The following is a 16143-nucleotide window of genomic DNA, read 5'->3' on the forward strand; positions in this document are numbered from 1 at the left end:
GGGAATGGAGAATACAGAGGTTGCTTTGTTTCTCATCGAACATCCAGTGATGATTTTGCCCTATGTGCTAGAAAAGCTGGTGACTAGATTTGGCTATTTAAAACTAATCTCTGGCAGCTTCATCGCTGCTTCGATCACTGTATATTTACTATTAAAGCCCAACAACAAACTCCACCGTCACAATCAAAGTGTGGTGCGAGGAGCGAAGGTTATACCTACTCGTCAGCTCAAAGCCAAACTCAAAAAAGAACCAAAATCAAAATATAAGCCTCAATTAGAAATTGTCGGTCTACCTATTCCCAAAAAGCTAGAAGATCGTGGTTTCTTTATGTTTGGTTCTCCTGGAACTGGTAAAACTCAGGCTATTAGCCAAATGACCGCTATTCTCCGAAAAAGAAAAGATTTTCGTGCCATCGTCTTCGACCGCAATGGCGAGATGTTAGAGAAATTCTACAATCCCCAAAGAGACTTCATTTTCAATCCCTTTGATGCTCGTAGTCTTCACTGGAGCCATGTTCACGAACAAGCCAGACCTGAAACTATGGCAGCAGGTTTAATTCCCCAGTCATCTGCAACAGAGCCTTTTTTCTCTAATGCTGGCAGGGCAGTAATGGCAGAGTTGTTTCGCCAAACTAAAAGTAATCAAGAGTTGTGGTCGTTACTAATCAGCGATAATCAAACATTAAGCTCATTCATCTCAGGAACTTTAGCTGCTAGATATTTAGCAGAAGAAAGAACAGCCACTTCTGTACTGTCTACTGCTGCCAACTACTGTCAGTTCTACGCCTGTTTGACTCAGCCTCACAATCAAGCTCTAAGTTTTTATGACTGGGGAAGGAGCGATAGTCCCTGCTGGATTTTTGTTACCCTCAGAGAAGACGAGTCGGAACTGCTTAAACCTCTTCATAGTTTAATTTTTGAGTTGATGCTCCAAGGTTTGCTATCCAACGAAGATCGAGCTAGAAAGACGGCAATTATTATCGATGAGTTAGGAGCATTGAATCAGTTACCTAGTCTCCATCGCTTACTCAGTGAAAGTCGTAAATATGGAGGATGTCCGATTTTGGGTACTCAAACCGAGGCTCAAATTAATGCTAAGTATGGACAGCAACATACTCGGATTATTTTACAGGGAACAAAGACTAAGTTAATTTTAAATTGTGCCGACCCTCAGACAGCAGAAACTATGGCGAAGATTATCGGTAAGCAAGAATTTCGCTACACGGCAGAGAATCATAGTCGCTCTCGTCGTTCTGGTAGCAGCGGTAATAGTCGAACAGATAGCTTTAATGAACAGTTACGAGAGAGTTATGCTGTGATGCCTGATGAATTGGCTAACCTCCGCGACCTTTATGGCTATCTCAAGATTGCTCAAGATTGCGCTCCTGTTAAGCTCAAGCCTAAGAAATTTGCTGCTCGTGCCAGAAGGTTTGTTTCGTTACCAAATTCATCTACAGATCACAATATTCAAGATCAGTGGCGAGATTTGGAGGATTAGATAGTTGCCAGTCGTCGGGCTGCGATGGCTCGCACAGGGAATGCTAAGATTCTAGATCTCTTCCCACGCCCGATTCGCTTCGCCGACTAGCTTAAAATAATTAAATAGAACAAGAGAGTAGTGCCAACAGCAAATTACTAGAATTATGTTTAACAGGAAAATTTAAGACTTTAATTAATTACACTTTATTTTCCGCATACATTGCGGTTAAAGTTACCCTAATTACAGGTTAAGCAACCAAAGAAAATTATTTACAATGAGTTTGTTACATTAAAAATTTTCAGATGATAAGCATCAAAAACTTAAAGAGTTAGCAAAGGTTCTAGAAAAGCTAAAACAGAATTTTTAAAATTCTGAATAAAAAGCATTTATCTACATGATAAGATTTATCAAAATGTTTTGAAGATTTACAAGTTGATCTTTACTTAAAGAAGATCTAATCATCTCAAACCTATTATTAACTATTTTTCCTCTAGCTATTTCTTCTTCTATATGATTAGATTCAAATAGAATTGCAGTTATTTGACAAATAATTATTTCCTCATCATTGTTATTTTTAATTATATATTTTTCATCAACAAATTTATTCTCTTTGGTTATATCAAGGATTTTTTGAGCTATTGACATTGCTCGCTCGAATCTATCCTGCTGTTCTTTTCTAGTATACTGAAATATCCGTTTGAGTATAATAAGATCTTGGGAAGAGAAAAAGCTTTCAATTGCATTATTTCTAATGACCAAAACTCTTTCAGATTTTTGATTATTATACCTTTTAATATAAACCTCATACAAATTGCTGTCAATTTTTTCTATGTCGACAAGTATATCGATCAGGTTGATTTTATTGCATTTGAAAAAAGCAAAAGAACCACTCTTTTTCTTGTACTTATATCTTCCATATCTATTTACTAAAAGTTGAGCATATTTCACAAAATCATGCTCAATATTATAAGAATCAACAAACTTTTGTGTCGAAAGAGGATGATAAAGTTTTAAACAAGTAAATTGTGCCAAGACGAGATCTTGTACGGTAATTCCTTCAAATCCTTGAGGTGAAATAAATACTTTTTCAGTTATTATGTCTTCTAAATTAGTTTCTAAAAAAGTAGAGCCATAAACAGAACAGGTATCAAAAACAGCTTTTTTCAAAGAGGCTTGGTTTAAATTGGCTTCTCTCAATTGTACTTTAGTAAATTTTGCAGATTCTAAATCTACTTGCTTTAAATTTGCTCCAGAAAGATCAACTCGATCAAATACAATTTGCTCCATGCAAGCTTTTTCAAAACTTACTTCTTTGAAATCTGAATCTAAAATGCAAGCTTTATATAAATTGGTTTCTCTAAAAATAGCTCGATCAAAACGAGTATATTGAATATTAATCTTCTTTAAATTAGCTCCTGAAAAATTTGAACCAATAAAAGAACCTCCTTCAAGCTCTGCTTTTTCCATGTTGGCTTCAATAAGGCTTGCATGTTGTATTGATATAAATACACCCCTAAAACCAGCTAAATTAGCATGGTCTAAATTATACCCATCTAAATTATCAAATTCTCCTTTTATCAAACAAATACCAGATAACTGAGGAATAACATCTGGATGTTTCTTTCGCCAACTATTCCAAGCTCTAGCTCCTTTTTTGAGCATTGATAAATGGCGTTCGTTGTAAGTGAGAGTTTTATTTTCTATATTTAAATCTTCAATTTTAGATATTGGTTGCTCAATAAATTCAATAAATTCTTCAAAAGATAAATCAAGCAATGAGGCGATTTTTAGAAAATGTATTCTGTCAGGATTCTGCTCACCTTTTTCCCAACGAGCTACTGTTGACTGAGTAACTGAAGGCTCAAAAATTTTACCGAACTTACCCTGAGTCAAATTATTTATTGACCTAATTTTTTTGATTAATTCTCCTAAAAGATTATTAGATGGGATTTCAGAAGTATTGGTCACTGTCTTGCAGAGCAAATGTTAACTTAAGCAATATTTTTTTAAGCAATCGTCATTATAACAGTAACATTATATGTCAGAGTAAGTTTTAGGTTTTAACTATATTTTTAGGTGTTATCACATTTTTTTGTATTTTTTTTAATAAAAAATGTGGTATCTTGAAACAAGATTCAACAATTTGAAAACAAACAACCAAATAAAAAGAGCCGAGAGAAATAGGGTTTACCGTCGAAAGTAAAAATGCCCTTCAATGCTCGACTCTCTATTAGACAGCTTTCGCTGTGCTACCTATATTTTACTCGAACGTAGTGAAATATTACCTAGCTTGTTGAACAGCTATTTTTAAGAGAGTCATGTGGTTTGTATCTCGGCGCATCACCAACAAGGAGAACAACATGACAATTCATACAGCGCTGGAAACAGTTGCCAATAGCAATTGGATAAACAAGGGTACTGCTGCCAAGTTATTGGGAATTTCAACTCACACTTTAAAAGTTTACCGTCAAAGGTATTGGACTTTAGGGATTCATTTTCAGTATTTGAATTCACGCACTATTCGATATCACGAAGGACTATTGCGAGATTGGTTTGCCAATATTTCTCAGCCTTTGGTTCATCAACGAGCGATAGAGATATATTTAGCCTCTCTGCTCTCCAATCAACAAAAGAAACGTAATCGTAAATCTAGATAATTTTTCATTTTCCAAATAAACACAGTGCCTTTTGAATTATTTCAAGGGGTACTGATTCTTCACATCATTTTTCTACATCATGTCTAATAAAAAAGTTCAAGGCAAGTTTTATCCACTCCAGCATCAAGAATTCCTTAAACTCAATCAAATTCTTACTCAGTCAGAGCTTTCTGTCTATCTATGGTTGAAAACCAATGATCCTTTTGGAGAAAAATTCATCGAAGCTGATACTCAAAAAATCGCTGAAGATTTAGAAATCAGCCGTCGCACTGTTCAACGCGCTCTAGTTAAGCTGCAACAAGTGAGCTTAATTGAACTTGTAATTAGTAAATTCAAGTATCGAATGAAATCTAAGTTGTCGTCTGACAACGGTTGTTTCTCTGAGATTAGCGATGAGTCCACAAGAAATATGTCAAAATTATCGGATGACAACAAGATCGCCTCGGCGACAATAGGATCGTTTGGACGACATCAGGATCGCTTAGACGACACTGGTGACACTTCAGCGACATCAGTGTCGCCATCATCACCTGAAACCATCTCAGAGCAAAGGTTTCAGACTCCTAAGATCTCTAAGACTTATCTAGACTTTAAAGACTCTCTCTCCGAAAGTGAGAGGGAGAATTATTTGAAGTTTGTGAAAGAAACGACTAAAAACTTTAGGCAGCCAATACAAGATATTGAAGCTTGGTTAGCCAGTCAAACCAAAGCTGGGCAAAATCGCTGGGAAGTTTATTACCTGAAGTACCAAAAGGAGAACAAAGTTCGTAAACCTAACTCTGATTCAACTTCAGTTCCTGATTCAGCAAAACAAAGAGCGATCGCTAACCATCAGAAGCAGTTAAACCAAGAAAAAACAGATCATACAAAAACTGGTAATGAAGTTGAAGTATTCACATCAGAATTCAATCGGCTATTGGATAGTCCTGACAACAAAATTAAAAGAATCGACCAACTAAAAAGTCAATCTAAACCAACAGCCAAAACGTTCGGAAGATACGTCTCTGAAAGCTGCGAACATTTACGTAACCTGAGAATGAAAAGCCTATTTGCTCCCGAATCAATTCAAGGAGGTATGGCATGAAAGAACCAAATTTACCTCCCGCCAATATTGAAGCAGAAGAGGCAATTTTAGGCGCAATATTATTCGATCCTAAAGCGATTTCTCAGGTCGAAGCTTCCCTGCTTCCTTCTGCTTTCTATGTTTCGGCTCATCAAGAAATATATCAGACTGCCTTGAAACTTTATCATCAAGGCAATCCTACGGATTTTATGGCTGTTAGTACCTATCTGGCAGATAGAGACAGGTTAGACAAAGTAGGAGGAACAGCTAAATTGGCTCAATTGTTGAACCGTACTATTTCGGCAGTGAACATCGATCGCTATGTCGATTTAGTGATGGATAAATTTTATCGAAGAAGAGTAATTGAAGCTGGTCATAAGATCGTCGATCTAGGCTATGATTCTACGCTTGAACTAGAAAAGCTCTTGAATGATTCGGAGCAAGAGATATTTAGCGTTACTCAACAAAGGACAAAATCTGGCACAGAGCATAATAGTGAGATTGCTATGTCTGCTTTTAATCAACTTGAACAAAACAGTCCGATCTATCCCACAGGAATTCAAGAACTGGATCGACTAATTATGGGACTTGAGCCTGGAAGTATGACAATCTTGGCTGCTAGACCATCAATGGGCAAAAGTGCAATCGCTCTTTATCTCGGTTTGCAACAGATAATTCACCATCAATTACCTGTGGTTATATTTTCTCTGGAAATGACTAAAAAGCAAATGGAATATCGACTTTGGGGTTTAATAAGTCGTTTATATTGCGATCACCATTCAAATTTAACTCCGATCAACGGCGATCGCATACGAAAACATCGAGCGGGATTGTCTTATCTGGCAGAAAAGGAGGTGGAGAGCATCGCCAAGATTGTAAAGGTTGCTGTAGATCTGCCTCTATACATGAATGATAATCGGGGAATCAATGTAGCGGGAATTGCTTCTGAGGCTCGTCAAGTCAAAGCCAGAGAGGGCAAACTAGGTTTGGTGATTGTAGATTATTTACAAATGATGGCATCTGACAATGGTGGCAATCGCAGTTATGAACTGGGTGATGTGGGTAGAGGGTTGTATCAACTGGCAGGAGAATTGTCAGTACCAGTTTTGGCTCTATCTCAAGTCAATCGAGGAGTAGAAGGCAGACAAAACAAGCGTCCGATGATGTCGGATCTTTCTCAGTCGGGCATTCTGGAGATGGTGGCGGATAATATTATCTTTGCTTATCGCGATGAATATTACGATTCAGCTACTTCTCAACCTGGAATTTTAGAATTGATTTTGGCTAAAGCCAGACATGGGGATACAGGAACGGTAGAGGTTTTGTTTGATAAATCTTCTGGGATGATTCGCTCTCTTAAAGAATTTGCTTAATTGAGTAAATGAAATCGTTTTGTTATATTGACTCATCTTGCGAAGCAATCAGGCTCGATGAGTTTCTTTTTCTATGAAATTAAACCTATCCAAATATGCTTGAAGAAGCTAATTTTTTACATAAGAATTTAAAAATATCAATTGATTTATCATATCTTCGGCAGAATTAGCAGCTACTAACTTTAGTAATCCAGTTAATTGCTGACCAATTGCATATTGCTGCTGAGGTGCAAGAATAATTCCTGTATGAGTTTTTCCTTGAATCATATAGTCTCGATGTAATTTACAAAAGTCGCCTATGTTGAAACTATAAATTACCCGTTTTTGTTTAGTTGACCAGATTAGTTGTTCTTCATCTGAACGTCCCAACATTCGAGCATCAATCACTGTAATGACATCTAAATCGGCATTAAGTAAAGCTTTAACTAATGCGCCTTTAATTGTATCTTCATCAAGATAAAGACAAATTTTACTCACTACTAATTTCCTGTTGTATACTCCGCTGTGAGTTGATTACACTCTTGATTGTAAATAGCAAACTCAGCATCTAAAGAATTTTTGTTGTCATAATAGTATGCTATGGCTGTATATATTGCGGCCAGCGTCAGATGAGGTTTGTCTTCTAAAATTTCTTCTGGAGTAACGCCAGCTTTAATCTCATTAATCACGTATTGAACAGTAATACGAGAGCCATCAATTCTTGGTCTTCCTCCACAAACATCTGGAGTTGATACAATTAACCTATTAATATTAACTGTAGCTGTCATTTCTTTATAATTCACAGGTTTTACTTATTAATTATATCTTTGAATTTGAGATTGCTTTGCGCTAATGATTTGGATTACTGCCTTCGGAATAATCTCGATACGCTTTAGCCCTGTAACCTGCGCGCTTCATCCGACCGACGGCTAGAAAAATTAGCGAAGACCATATCAAATATAGACAACAAAGTTATCTGAAAATTTCTGGAAGTCTCGGACGACTATTCACATTTCCCGCATAATTTTCATACAGTGTTTGAACATCATGTCCAGTCAGTTGAGCTACTTCAACTGGGTTCATTCCTTGATTTAGCGCATGACTAATAAGCGTGTGACGGGTATTATAAGGCTTTCTGTATTTCACACCTACTTTAGATAAAATCGATTTCCAAGCTCGATTTCTAAAATTATGGTCATCAATAGGATTACCTTTAGAAGATCTAAAAACAGGTTGTTCTAAATCAAAACTCTTATGCTTCATTGAAAGCAAGAGCGATCTCAATCGAGGTGTAAGGGTAATTGTTCTAGCTCTATTGGTTTTAATTGCTTTTCTGGTACCTCTACTTAAACTCTCGCCTATCCAAACCGTAGAACAGTCTTCATTAAGATGTTTCCAGCACAAGCCAATAGCTTCTCCTGTTCTGCAACCCGTACCAAATAAGAATTCAACAAACTCGACGTAGTGCGAATAATATTTATCTTGCTCAAATCCTTGAATAATCGCTTTAATCTCTTCTGATGCAAAGGGGCTGGGCATTTGTTTGGGTGGAACTTTAATTCTCTTAATTAGAGGCTTCCAAGGATCAGATTCAACTATTTCTTGCTCTGTTCCCCATTGCCAACAGGCAGATAGCCAGACTATAGACTGCTTCAAAGTCACTGGTGCTAGTTTTCCTGATAGATATTGGTAAAATTGCTCTGAATAATCTAGCTTGAAATTACTAGCAGATTGATTGGCTAAAGAGTCAGCAGTATTTTTGTCTTTTAAATTGAAAGACTTTAAATGAGTCAAGACAGTTTGATATTTTTCTAGAGAACGAGGCGAGGATACAAGCTTAGATTTGTATTCAATAAATCTTGCAATTAACTCTTCCACAGTTAGCAGATCTGCTGCCATCTGTTCCTTGATTTTTAGAGGTTTATATTTCTGTAGAGTGGTATCAAAATTATTTGAAAGAATATCTAGCTCGATTTGTCTTGCTCTCTGTTCGGCAAATTTGCGATTGATGCTAGTGTCTAGTAAACCAAGGGCAAAAGCACGTCTTTTGCCAGCATAAGTGAATCTTAATCTAAGCCAGCCTTTATCAGATTCAATCTTAACTGTTCCTTTCGCCTTCTTTTTCTGTCTACCACTTTGGCTACCAACAATATCTTGTTTACTCTGATCCATGAGGAGTTTAAGGGCGAAAATTCGTCTACCAATTTTCTACCAATTTTAACTTAAAACACCCTGAAAAATAACCAAAATACGTCGCTTATTGAGAATGAACAAGGGTTTCAAAATGTCTCTAAAAACGACAAAACCCTCTCGATGAGAAGGTTTTAAATGTATCGGAGCGACGGGATTTGAACCCATGACCCCCACTACCCCAAAGTGGTACGCTACCAAGCTGCGCTACGCCCCGTGATTAAGCACGTATTAAAGTATACGAGGTTTCCGTTGTTTTGCGCAAGTATTTTGGTGAAAGGGATAAAACGCGATCGCTGAGGGAATTTTCTCTTTACACTTGCGCCCACTTACGCAGTAAATTAGCAATACTTTTAGAGATCAAATCAAATTCTGGAGTTTTACCAGATTTAGCAAAGATCGCCCGACGCGCCGTTTCTAGATCGAAAAGAAGCTCGCGATCGCTGCTATCGCGAATTATGCTTTGTACCCAACCTACTGCAACTAATCTTGTTCCCTGAGTCACAGGGTTTACCCGATGCAACGTAGTAGAAGGATAAACAATTGCTGAACCTGCATCTAGTTTATAGCTTTGTTCTTCTTGCACACCTTCAATGGTTAATTCTCCCCCTGTATATTCTTGAGGGGAATTAAGAAACAGGGTAAAAGAAACATCAGATCGACATAACCCAGATTGGTTATTCATCAGGGCATTATCAACATGGGTATCATAAGACATTCCCTGGCTGTAGCGACTAAATAACAGGGAATGAATTGACTTAGGACGAATCGCCGATTGAAATAAGGCATTGTGGTTCAAAGCAGCGCGAATTTTGGTTTTAAGCTCTTTTTCAGATGTTCCTACTTTTAATTGCTGATTATGCTTAACTAATTTAGCGTGCCAACCTGCTGTCAGTTTTCCATCTATAAATTCGGCTTTTGATAAGACTTGTTGAATCTCTGTTAACTGATCGGGAGATAGTATTTGATTAATCGAGAAAATCATGATGTGTTGTACGTGTTTAGTTCTTAGTTTTGGGGAAACTGAGGAAAACAGCGATTAAGCATCTTAGAAAAGATTAAATATGATTAAATACATCCAATGTGAATTAAAACTTACTTTTCGGATAGCTACCGCTGCGGAAACGTGGGATTGTCAAGCCCTTTATGATAGTTCTCCAAACTTTGAATTTTAGAGAAAATTTTCAAGAAATTTAGCCAAGTAATTGAGAAATAGTATTACACAACAACATGTTGCATTATTTAACCAAGATCTTAAAACAATTGAAACAACTCCAGATCTAGATTTCCCTACAGAATAAACTAAACAGTAGAAAAGTAAATTTATCTGCAATCAGTATGCCTACAGTTGATGTTCGTGGAGTAGATCATTATTACGAGTGGATTCGTCGTTCAGAGAATGCTCATAAACCAGTCATGGTATTTGTCCATGGTTGGGGAGGATCGGCAAAATATTGGCGCAGCACCGCAGAAGCGATCGCCGATGACTTTGATTGTCTACTCTATGATCTGCGAGGCTTTGGTCGTTCTCCCATACCACAGAATGCCCCTAATTTGGGCTATAAGATGGAAGATTATGCCGATGATTTAGCTTTGCTGTTAGATGCTTTAAACCTCAATCGAGTCTATCTCAATGCTCATTCAATGGGAGCATCAGTTGCTACATTTTTCCTCAACCGCTATCGTGAAAAAGTGCAACAGGCAATTCTCACCTGTAACGGTATTTTTGAATACGATGCCTTAGCTTTTGCAGCTTTTCATAAGTTTGGTGGCTATGTAGTCAAGTTTCGCTACAATTGGTTTTTAAAATTTCCCTTTGCCGACAGAATGTTTATGGCACGGTTTTTACATCGTCCAATTGATAAAAGCGATCGCCAGGCATTTTTAGCCGATTTTCTTTTAGCTGATTATGCAGCTGCGGTAGGCACAATCTATACTTCCGTCAGTAAAGAAGCGGTAGAAATCATGCCTCAAGAATTCGCCAAACTAACAGTACCTACTTTAATGGTTTCAGGAGAAAAAGATATTATTATTCCTGCCAGCATGGGTAGACAAGCAGCCGCTTTAAACAACAAGATTGAGTATGTAGAACTACCAGAAACCTCACATTTTCCCATGTTGGAAGACAAGCCAGCTTATCTCAAGACAATTAAAGAATTTTTGCAGGTTAGCAGTGCAGTGGCTTAATAATTACTGATTACTGATTACTGATTACTAATTACTGATCAACTGGTGGGCATTATCTTAAGCGATCGGTCTTTATTCTGATTATTGGCGATGCACTAAAGCACTAGCTTCGCGTCGCCCACCCTACATTGTTCACTGCTCATTGCTCATTGTGACGCGAGCTTGCGAGCTAATGGTAAACCATACCGCTTCGCATATCCTTTAGGACTCATTGCTCATTGCGTATGACTGATCCAGATCGAGAATTAATTAAACAATTAGAGTCAGCAACCACAGATCTACTCTGGTTTAGTGAAGCAGAATACCCGATTCAAGTTGTCTATTGGCATGATGCAGCTAATTTTACTCTGGATACCTTATTACAGCAGCACGATTATCCTCCTGACACCAAAGTAGCGATGCCAGAATTTTCTGCTTTTTTTGCTGTTGCCACTAAACAGGAGACTTGGCACAACGAAGCCGAACAAGCTCAAGTGCTGAGATACCAAACTCTAGTCAATTTAATGGCAAATAATCTCACAAATATCAAAGTATATTTGCTGGGAGATATTGAAATTGATGCCTATATTTTAGGTACAACTCCGCAGATGGCGATCGCTGGATTGGCCACTCGAATAGTTGCAACTTAATGAACCTAATTAAATTGCGCTATTAAAAAGGGATCTGACAGTCAATGCCGATCCCTTTTTTTCTTGTTAGTTTCTATCTAAAGGTAGATTATTTTATTGGTTTAACGGATGTATTCTTTTAATATACTGTTGCGGTTGGGGTGACGCAGTTTACGTAAGGCTTTAGCCTCAATTTGGCGGATACGCTCGCGAGTAACATTAAAAATCTGGCCGATTTCCTCTAATGTTTTCATGCGACCATCATCTAAACCATAGCGCAGACGTAGAACATCGCGTTCACGAGGACTAAGAGTATCTAATACGCTTTCTAAATCCTCTCTTAGTAGGCTTTTGGACACCTGGTCTTCTGGGGTTTCGCCATCAGCCTCGATAAAATCGCCCAAACGAGAGTCTTCTTCTTTACCAATGGGTGTTTCTAAGGAAATAGGTAATTGAGCTGATTTAGCGATAAATCTGAGCTTCTCAATGGTCATTTCCATGCGAGTAGCAATTTCTTCTTCTGTAGGTTTGCGTCCTCTTTCTTGAGAAAGTAATTTAGTAGTTTTTTTAATGCGAGAGATGGTTTCATAAAGATGAACAGGAAGACGGATGGTGCGAGATTGATCGGCGATCGCTCTGGTAATTGCCTGTCTAATCCACCAAGTGGCATAAGTAGAGAATTTATATCCTTTTTCGTGATCGAATTTTTCTGCGGCTCTGATTAGACCAAGAGAACCTTCTTGAATCAAATCCTGAAAAGATAAGCCACGGTTCATATATTTTTTGGCGATCGATACTACCAAACGTAGGTTGGACTGTACCATTTTATCTTTCGCTCGGCGACCAATAAACAAGCGACGGCGGAATTTACGGTATTCCATGTCTACTTCTCTTGCCCATTCTTCCTCGGTAGCTTCTCTACCTAGACCATCTTCGAGACTATCTTTTAGTCTTTCTAGTTCTAATAAGTCGGCAATCTGACGTGCTAGCTCAATTTCTTCTTCTGCTCTTAGCAGTCGGATGCGACCAATTTCTTGTAGATAAATACGAATAGAATCTTCAGTGTACGGTTTCTTTCTACCGCGTTCAGCACGTTTTGTAGTACTAGCTGGTTTCTTTTTCCCTTTAGCTGCTGATTTTAGCTCGATGCTATCTTGATTCTTGCTGCTATCTTCATCGATTAGGCTCTCCCAATCGTTTCCAGGATTGGCGATCGTTGCTAGGACTTGATTAGCTTGGGTCATGCCGTTTTCCTCTTGCTCCTTCAGTGAAAAAATAATATATAGTCGTTTTAGTTAAGTTTAGTTAAGCCGAGCTTAACTATGTGTCTAATTACACTTTTACCGCTCTTGAAATTATGGAAGGTTACCTTCTTGGTGAAATAATTGATGCTATTCCATTAAACCTCAAATGAAATTAATTGCCTACTGAGTAGTATCAACTAGAAATTTGCAATTGCTTCTCGATTTTAGCTTCGATTGCTATAAGTTTGGTAAAGATTGGTCAGAAATTTGAGCATATTTCCCTAAATCTTTTAAAGAGAAGACAAAGTTTCTTTTAAATCCAGCTCCTCTGGCATTGTAAGCAATTTAACCAAAAAAAACACGAATTGATTTTGAGCATTAAAAAACTACTCTCTAAAACTTCAATCAGCAAAAGTTATGTTTTCTAAATAATCTGATGTATTGCCCTTTGGCAGGATTGTAAAGCACAATCAAAAATTCTTATTACGAAATATAAAGTAAAAATTGATCGAGCTTATTTTTTTGCCGAAAAAGCTTTGAACACATACCAGATAAGTACAATTGCTTAAGAAATTACCCCAAGGTTTTGAGTAAACATAATTATGTATAAATATCGGCGAAGCGATCGCCTAATCATGCTGAATCAAGGTAAAATTGTCGCTGATGGCATTCCCGACACGATCATAAGAAACCCTAACTTAATGGAGTCGGATGGGATATAAAGTGACTCATCCTCTAAGTCACTATCATAAGGATCTAGGTAAGAAATAATAGCAAAGAAGCAGGGAAAAAGATGTCACAAGATAGTCAGGTTAAGATGTCAGAAGCAGAAGCTCAGGAGTTAATGCGATCGCTGCTGCATAAAGAAGGAAGTTGGGTCGAGTGGGGACAAGGATGTCAGCAGTTACAAAAAGCAGGCTACAGCACTCAAAGGATTTTTGAAGATACGGGGTTTCAAAACAGTCAGCAGAATCTAGTAATTGTTGCTTCTCAGGTGTTTGATAATTTAGTTAAGGCAGAGGTTGCGCCTGAAATTCTAGACTACTTTAGAGGGCCTCGTAGTGATGTCCTGTATGAATTTCGCGTACTTAACCAGGAACAGCGGGTAGATGCTAGCTTACTAGCCTACGATAAACGGATCGACATCGATGGAGCGATCTTAATCTCAAAGGCAATCAAAGACGTTTCGCGCATGTCTCAGTTACCAGAAGCTTTTACTAATCACCCTGGAGATTGGGTCGCATATTTAGCTTGGAAACGCGCCAAAGCTCAAAAAGATCTACAACAGCGATCGCGTTTAATTGCTCAAGGCTTAAAATTTGCTTACTCTTCTACTGCAAGATCGGCGATCGAAAAGTTATTGAGCGACTTTACTATAGTTAACTCAGTTTCCGAACCATTACTTCCTTTATATCGACTAGAACTAGAGGAAGAATTGCCAAGGATAGTTCCCTTAGCTGGCTCTTATCCTCTGGGTAGCCAAGCAATCTCCACTGTCGAACAAGTAGAAATTCAAAAGTCATTTAGTCAGATTAAAGCTAAAGGCGGTGCTTATGTGCCAATTCCTGGTTGGCAAGTAGTGCTAAAAGCCGAAGATCCTGTAGGTTATCTTTGTCCTAGTAATCTTTTGCCTAAGTATCTTGGCGGAAATGTAGAAGAAGTTTTAGTTATCCTAGACCGAGCAAATCGTGCCTGGGATGTTAACAGCTATTTTGTCGTTGAAATAGAAGATAAATTAGAGCTGCGCTGGTTTGAAACTGCACCAGAAGAACCAATCATCGGTCAACTAGTGCTAATTCTACGTCCGAAAAAGATTTTAGACGAAAGTAACATTACTCAGCCTTGGCAAATGGACGACTAGAACAATGAGCAATGAACAATGAGTGAACAGTGAACAATGTAGGGTGGGCGACGCGAAGCTAGTGCTTTAGTGCATCGCCAATAATCAGAATAAAGACTGAGCGCCTAAGATAATGCCCACCAGTTGATCGGTAATTAGTCCTAAAGGATAAGCTTCGCCCTAAAGGACTAGCTTCGCGTCGCAAATAATTAGTAATTAGTAATTAGTAATTAGTAATCAGTAATCAGTAGTTAATACTTTAGATACTTGCTTTTGTGGGTTTAAACAAAGTTTAGCAATCTCGCCCATGTTTAGAGATTGCATTTTGTCTTGAGTATTTAGCTTCTGGTATGACTGAAGAATTTTCTCTAAAAAGTTCAGATTTTCTGCTAGATTGACGCCAAAGTTGTGGGGATGCCACCATAGATGATATACCAGTCCATGATTAGCAGCATACTTTAACCCTGAAGTGATGCGACGTAGACGTAGACCATCTAGATACTTAAGCTTGGCGGAATAGGGACGCAGAAAACGGCTAGCAGGAATATTGATCGGATAGGTAGAGCGCAAATCTGACCAAGACTGGCAATTGTGACCAGTCAAATTAATATATGCATCAAGCAGGCGCAAAATTCGCTTACGAGGTCGATCGCCGTCTCCCCTTTCGTCATGATAAATTGAGCTAGTTTCGTTGCCTCGATAACAATTGATCCCGCAGTCTATAATCGCTGCTAAATAAGCTTGATTATATTGATTGCGCGGAAATACTAAGCTGGTTGTGCTTAAGTTAGCTTTTTCGGCAATGGCGATCGCTGCATGAAGATCTGCTTTAAATTGTGCCTGAGTTTGTCCTGTTTCTAAACAGTAATAGTGAGAAAAAGTATGAGTGCCAATTTCTTGTCCTGCATATTGTTTAACTAATTCGATTAAATCTGGACAAAAATGCAGCTGTTGATTATCTTCTTTTTTTAAAGTATTGATGTATTGATAAGGATCGAGTTGCGATCGATCATAACTGGGTAGTTGCGCTGGGATATTTTCTTGTAATTCTTCAATATCAGCATAATAAAGAAACCCAACAGTAGCCCAAGTAGCGTGAATTTTATATTTTTTAAATAGTTCTAAAATAGCGGGTATAGCTTGACGAACTCCTACTAAATGCTTTTGATAATCATCGAGAGAAATAACGTCTCGCATTCCCCAATAAAGCTCTAAGTCAAGAGAAATAACTAGAGTTCCTGGAGATAATATATTCATATTTTAAATTTAAAATATATGATAATAAAGCTTATCTAAATACTATTTATTAGTAGTAGCTTAGATATATATTTTTTTTAAAAATACTCGATCAAAATAACTTTTTTAAACAATAGATTTTGTTGTCTAAAATTATTGCATAGCAATATGAGTACAAAACAAACTTGATATTTGCAGAACAAATGTATAAAATTAGCTTTGTAAATGAGTTTTAACTATGAAATAATATCATAATTAAACTAAATAATATAGATTTAAAATGAGC

The 16143-nt window shown here is 37.6% G+C and carries 14 protein-coding genes and 1 tRNA gene; 7 read left to right on the forward strand and 8 right to left on the reverse strand.

The window, feature by feature from the left end:
- Window positions 1-1498: type IV secretion system DNA-binding domain-containing protein (locus KME09_22675; protein ID MBW4536740.1), on the forward strand; the 1498-nt coding region annotated here is incomplete at its 5' end.
- A gap of 372 nt (window positions 1499-1870) precedes the next feature.
- On the opposite strand, the gene KME09_22680 is transcribed toward KME09_22675, so the two are convergent.
- Window positions 1871-3448, reverse strand: coding sequence for a pentapeptide repeat-containing protein (locus KME09_22680; GenBank protein MBW4536741.1), 1578 nt, complete (start codon window positions 3446-3448; stop codon window positions 1871-1873).
- A gap of 392 nt (window positions 3449-3840) precedes the next feature.
- On the opposite strand from KME09_22680, the gene KME09_22685 reads away from it, so the two are divergent.
- From KME09_22685 to dnaB, 3 genes are all read left to right on the forward strand, one after another.
- Window positions 3841-4137 carry a hypothetical protein gene (locus KME09_22685; GenBank protein ID MBW4536742.1) on the forward strand — a complete coding sequence of 99 codons (297 nt, stop codon included), beginning with the start codon at window positions 3841-3843 and terminating at the stop codon, window positions 4135-4137.
- 79 nt (window positions 4138-4216) lie between these two features.
- Window positions 4217-5221: a helix-turn-helix domain-containing protein gene (locus KME09_22690; GenBank protein ID MBW4536743.1), complete on the forward strand. Its 1005-nt coding sequence runs from the start codon at window positions 4217-4219 to the stop codon at window positions 5219-5221.
- Complete coding sequence (gene dnaB, locus KME09_22695; GenBank protein MBW4536744.1) at window positions 5218-6573, forward strand: replicative DNA helicase; 1356 nt, start codon at window positions 5218-5220, stop codon at window positions 6571-6573. Before KME09_22690 ends, dnaB begins: the two co-directional genes overlap by 4 nt.
- Before the next feature lie 108 nt (window positions 6574-6681).
- Here dnaB and KME09_22700 read toward each other — a convergent pair whose 3' ends face one another.
- The 5 genes from KME09_22700 to KME09_22720 form a co-directional block, all read right to left on the reverse strand.
- Entirely contained in the window at window positions 6682-7050 is a 369-nt protein-coding gene (locus KME09_22700) for a DUF5615 family PIN-like protein (GenBank protein ID MBW4536745.1), read from the reverse strand.
- Window positions 7051-7052: 2 nt separating this feature from the next.
- The gene (locus tag KME09_22705; protein ID MBW4536746.1) at window positions 7053-7340 is read right to left on the reverse strand and encodes a DUF433 domain-containing protein; all 288 of its coding nucleotides are present in this window, start codon (window positions 7338-7340) and stop codon (window positions 7053-7055) included.
- A 184-nt stretch (window positions 7341-7524) separates the two neighbouring features.
- The gene (locus tag KME09_22710) at window positions 7525-8724 is read right to left on the reverse strand and encodes a site-specific integrase (GenBank protein ID MBW4536747.1); all 1200 of its coding nucleotides are present in this window, start codon (window positions 8722-8724) and stop codon (window positions 7525-7527) included.
- A gap of 161 nt (window positions 8725-8885) precedes the next feature.
- Window positions 8886-8959 (reverse strand) — tRNA-Pro (locus tag KME09_22715).
- Between the two features lie 96 nt (window positions 8960-9055).
- On the reverse strand, window positions 9056-9727 hold the full coding sequence (locus KME09_22720) for a Fe2+-dependent dioxygenase (protein ID MBW4536748.1): 672 nt from the start codon (window positions 9725-9727) through the stop codon (window positions 9056-9058).
- A 353-nt stretch (window positions 9728-10080) separates the two neighbouring features.
- Between KME09_22720 and KME09_22725 the strand changes: the two genes are divergently transcribed.
- Window positions 10081-10929, forward strand: a complete 849-nt coding sequence (locus KME09_22725; protein MBW4536749.1) for an alpha/beta hydrolase — start codon at window positions 10081-10083, stop codon at window positions 10927-10929.
- Between the two features lie 224 nt (window positions 10930-11153).
- On the forward strand, window positions 11154-11558 hold the full coding sequence (locus KME09_22730; protein ID MBW4536750.1) for a nuclease A inhibitor family protein: 405 nt from the start codon (window positions 11154-11156) through the stop codon (window positions 11556-11558).
- A 101-nt stretch (window positions 11559-11659) separates the two neighbouring features.
- Here KME09_22730 and rpoD read toward each other — a convergent pair whose 3' ends face one another.
- A complete protein-coding gene (gene rpoD, locus KME09_22735; protein MBW4536751.1) occupies window positions 11660-12781 on the reverse strand; it encodes an RNA polymerase sigma factor RpoD in 1122 nt (373 codons plus the stop codon).
- A gap of 793 nt (window positions 12782-13574) precedes the next feature.
- Here rpoD and KME09_22740 point away from each other — a divergent pair.
- Entirely contained in the window at window positions 13575-14642 is a 1068-nt protein-coding gene (locus tag KME09_22740) for a hypothetical protein (GenBank protein MBW4536752.1), read from the forward strand.
- Window positions 14643-14858: 216 nt separating this feature from the next.
- Here KME09_22740 and KME09_22745 read toward each other — a convergent pair whose 3' ends face one another.
- Window positions 14859-15878: a polysaccharide deacetylase family protein gene (locus tag KME09_22745; GenBank protein MBW4536753.1), complete on the reverse strand. Its 1020-nt coding sequence runs from the start codon at window positions 15876-15878 to the stop codon at window positions 14859-14861.
- Between the last annotated feature and the right edge of the window lie 265 nt (window positions 15879-16143).

This window comes from Pleurocapsa minor HA4230-MV1, from assembly GCA_019359095.1.
Lineage (GTDB): Bacteria > Cyanobacteriota > Cyanobacteriia > Cyanobacteriales > Xenococcaceae > Waterburya > Waterburya minor.

What these genes read in the sequence shown, in the direction of transcription:
- KME09_22745 (MBW4536753.1), bottom strand. Translation starts at nt 15,878, where the DNA reads ATGAATATATTATCTCCAGGAACTCTAGTTATTTCTCTTGACTTAGAG.
- rpoD (MBW4536751.1), bottom strand. Translation starts at nt 12,781, where the DNA reads ATGACCCAAGCTAATCAAGTCCTAGCAACGATCGCCAATCCTGGAAAC.
- KME09_22725 (MBW4536749.1), top strand. Translation starts at nt 10,081, where the DNA reads ATGCCTACAGTTGATGTTCGTGGAGTAGATCATTATTACGAGTGGATT.
- KME09_22705 (MBW4536746.1), bottom strand. Translation starts at nt 7,340, where the DNA reads ATGACAGCTACAGTTAATATTAATAGGTTAATTGTATCAACTCCAGAT.
- KME09_22690 (MBW4536743.1), top strand. Translation starts at nt 4,217, where the DNA reads ATGTCTAATAAAAAAGTTCAAGGCAAGTTTTATCCACTCCAGCATCAA.
- KME09_22730 (MBW4536750.1), top strand. Translation starts at nt 11,154, where the DNA reads ATGACTGATCCAGATCGAGAATTAATTAAACAATTAGAGTCAGCAACC.
- KME09_22685 (MBW4536742.1), top strand. Translation starts at nt 3,841, where the DNA reads ATGACAATTCATACAGCGCTGGAAACAGTTGCCAATAGCAATTGGATA.
- dnaB (MBW4536744.1), top strand. Translation starts at nt 5,218, where the DNA reads ATGAAAGAACCAAATTTACCTCCCGCCAATATTGAAGCAGAAGAGGCA.
- KME09_22710 (MBW4536747.1), bottom strand. Translation starts at nt 8,724, where the DNA reads ATGGATCAGAGTAAACAAGATATTGTTGGTAGCCAAAGTGGTAGACAG.
- KME09_22740 (MBW4536752.1), top strand. Translation starts at nt 13,575, where the DNA reads ATGTCACAAGATAGTCAGGTTAAGATGTCAGAAGCAGAAGCTCAGGAG.
- KME09_22720 (MBW4536748.1), bottom strand. Translation starts at nt 9,727, where the DNA reads ATGATTTTCTCGATTAATCAAATACTATCTCCCGATCAGTTAACAGAG.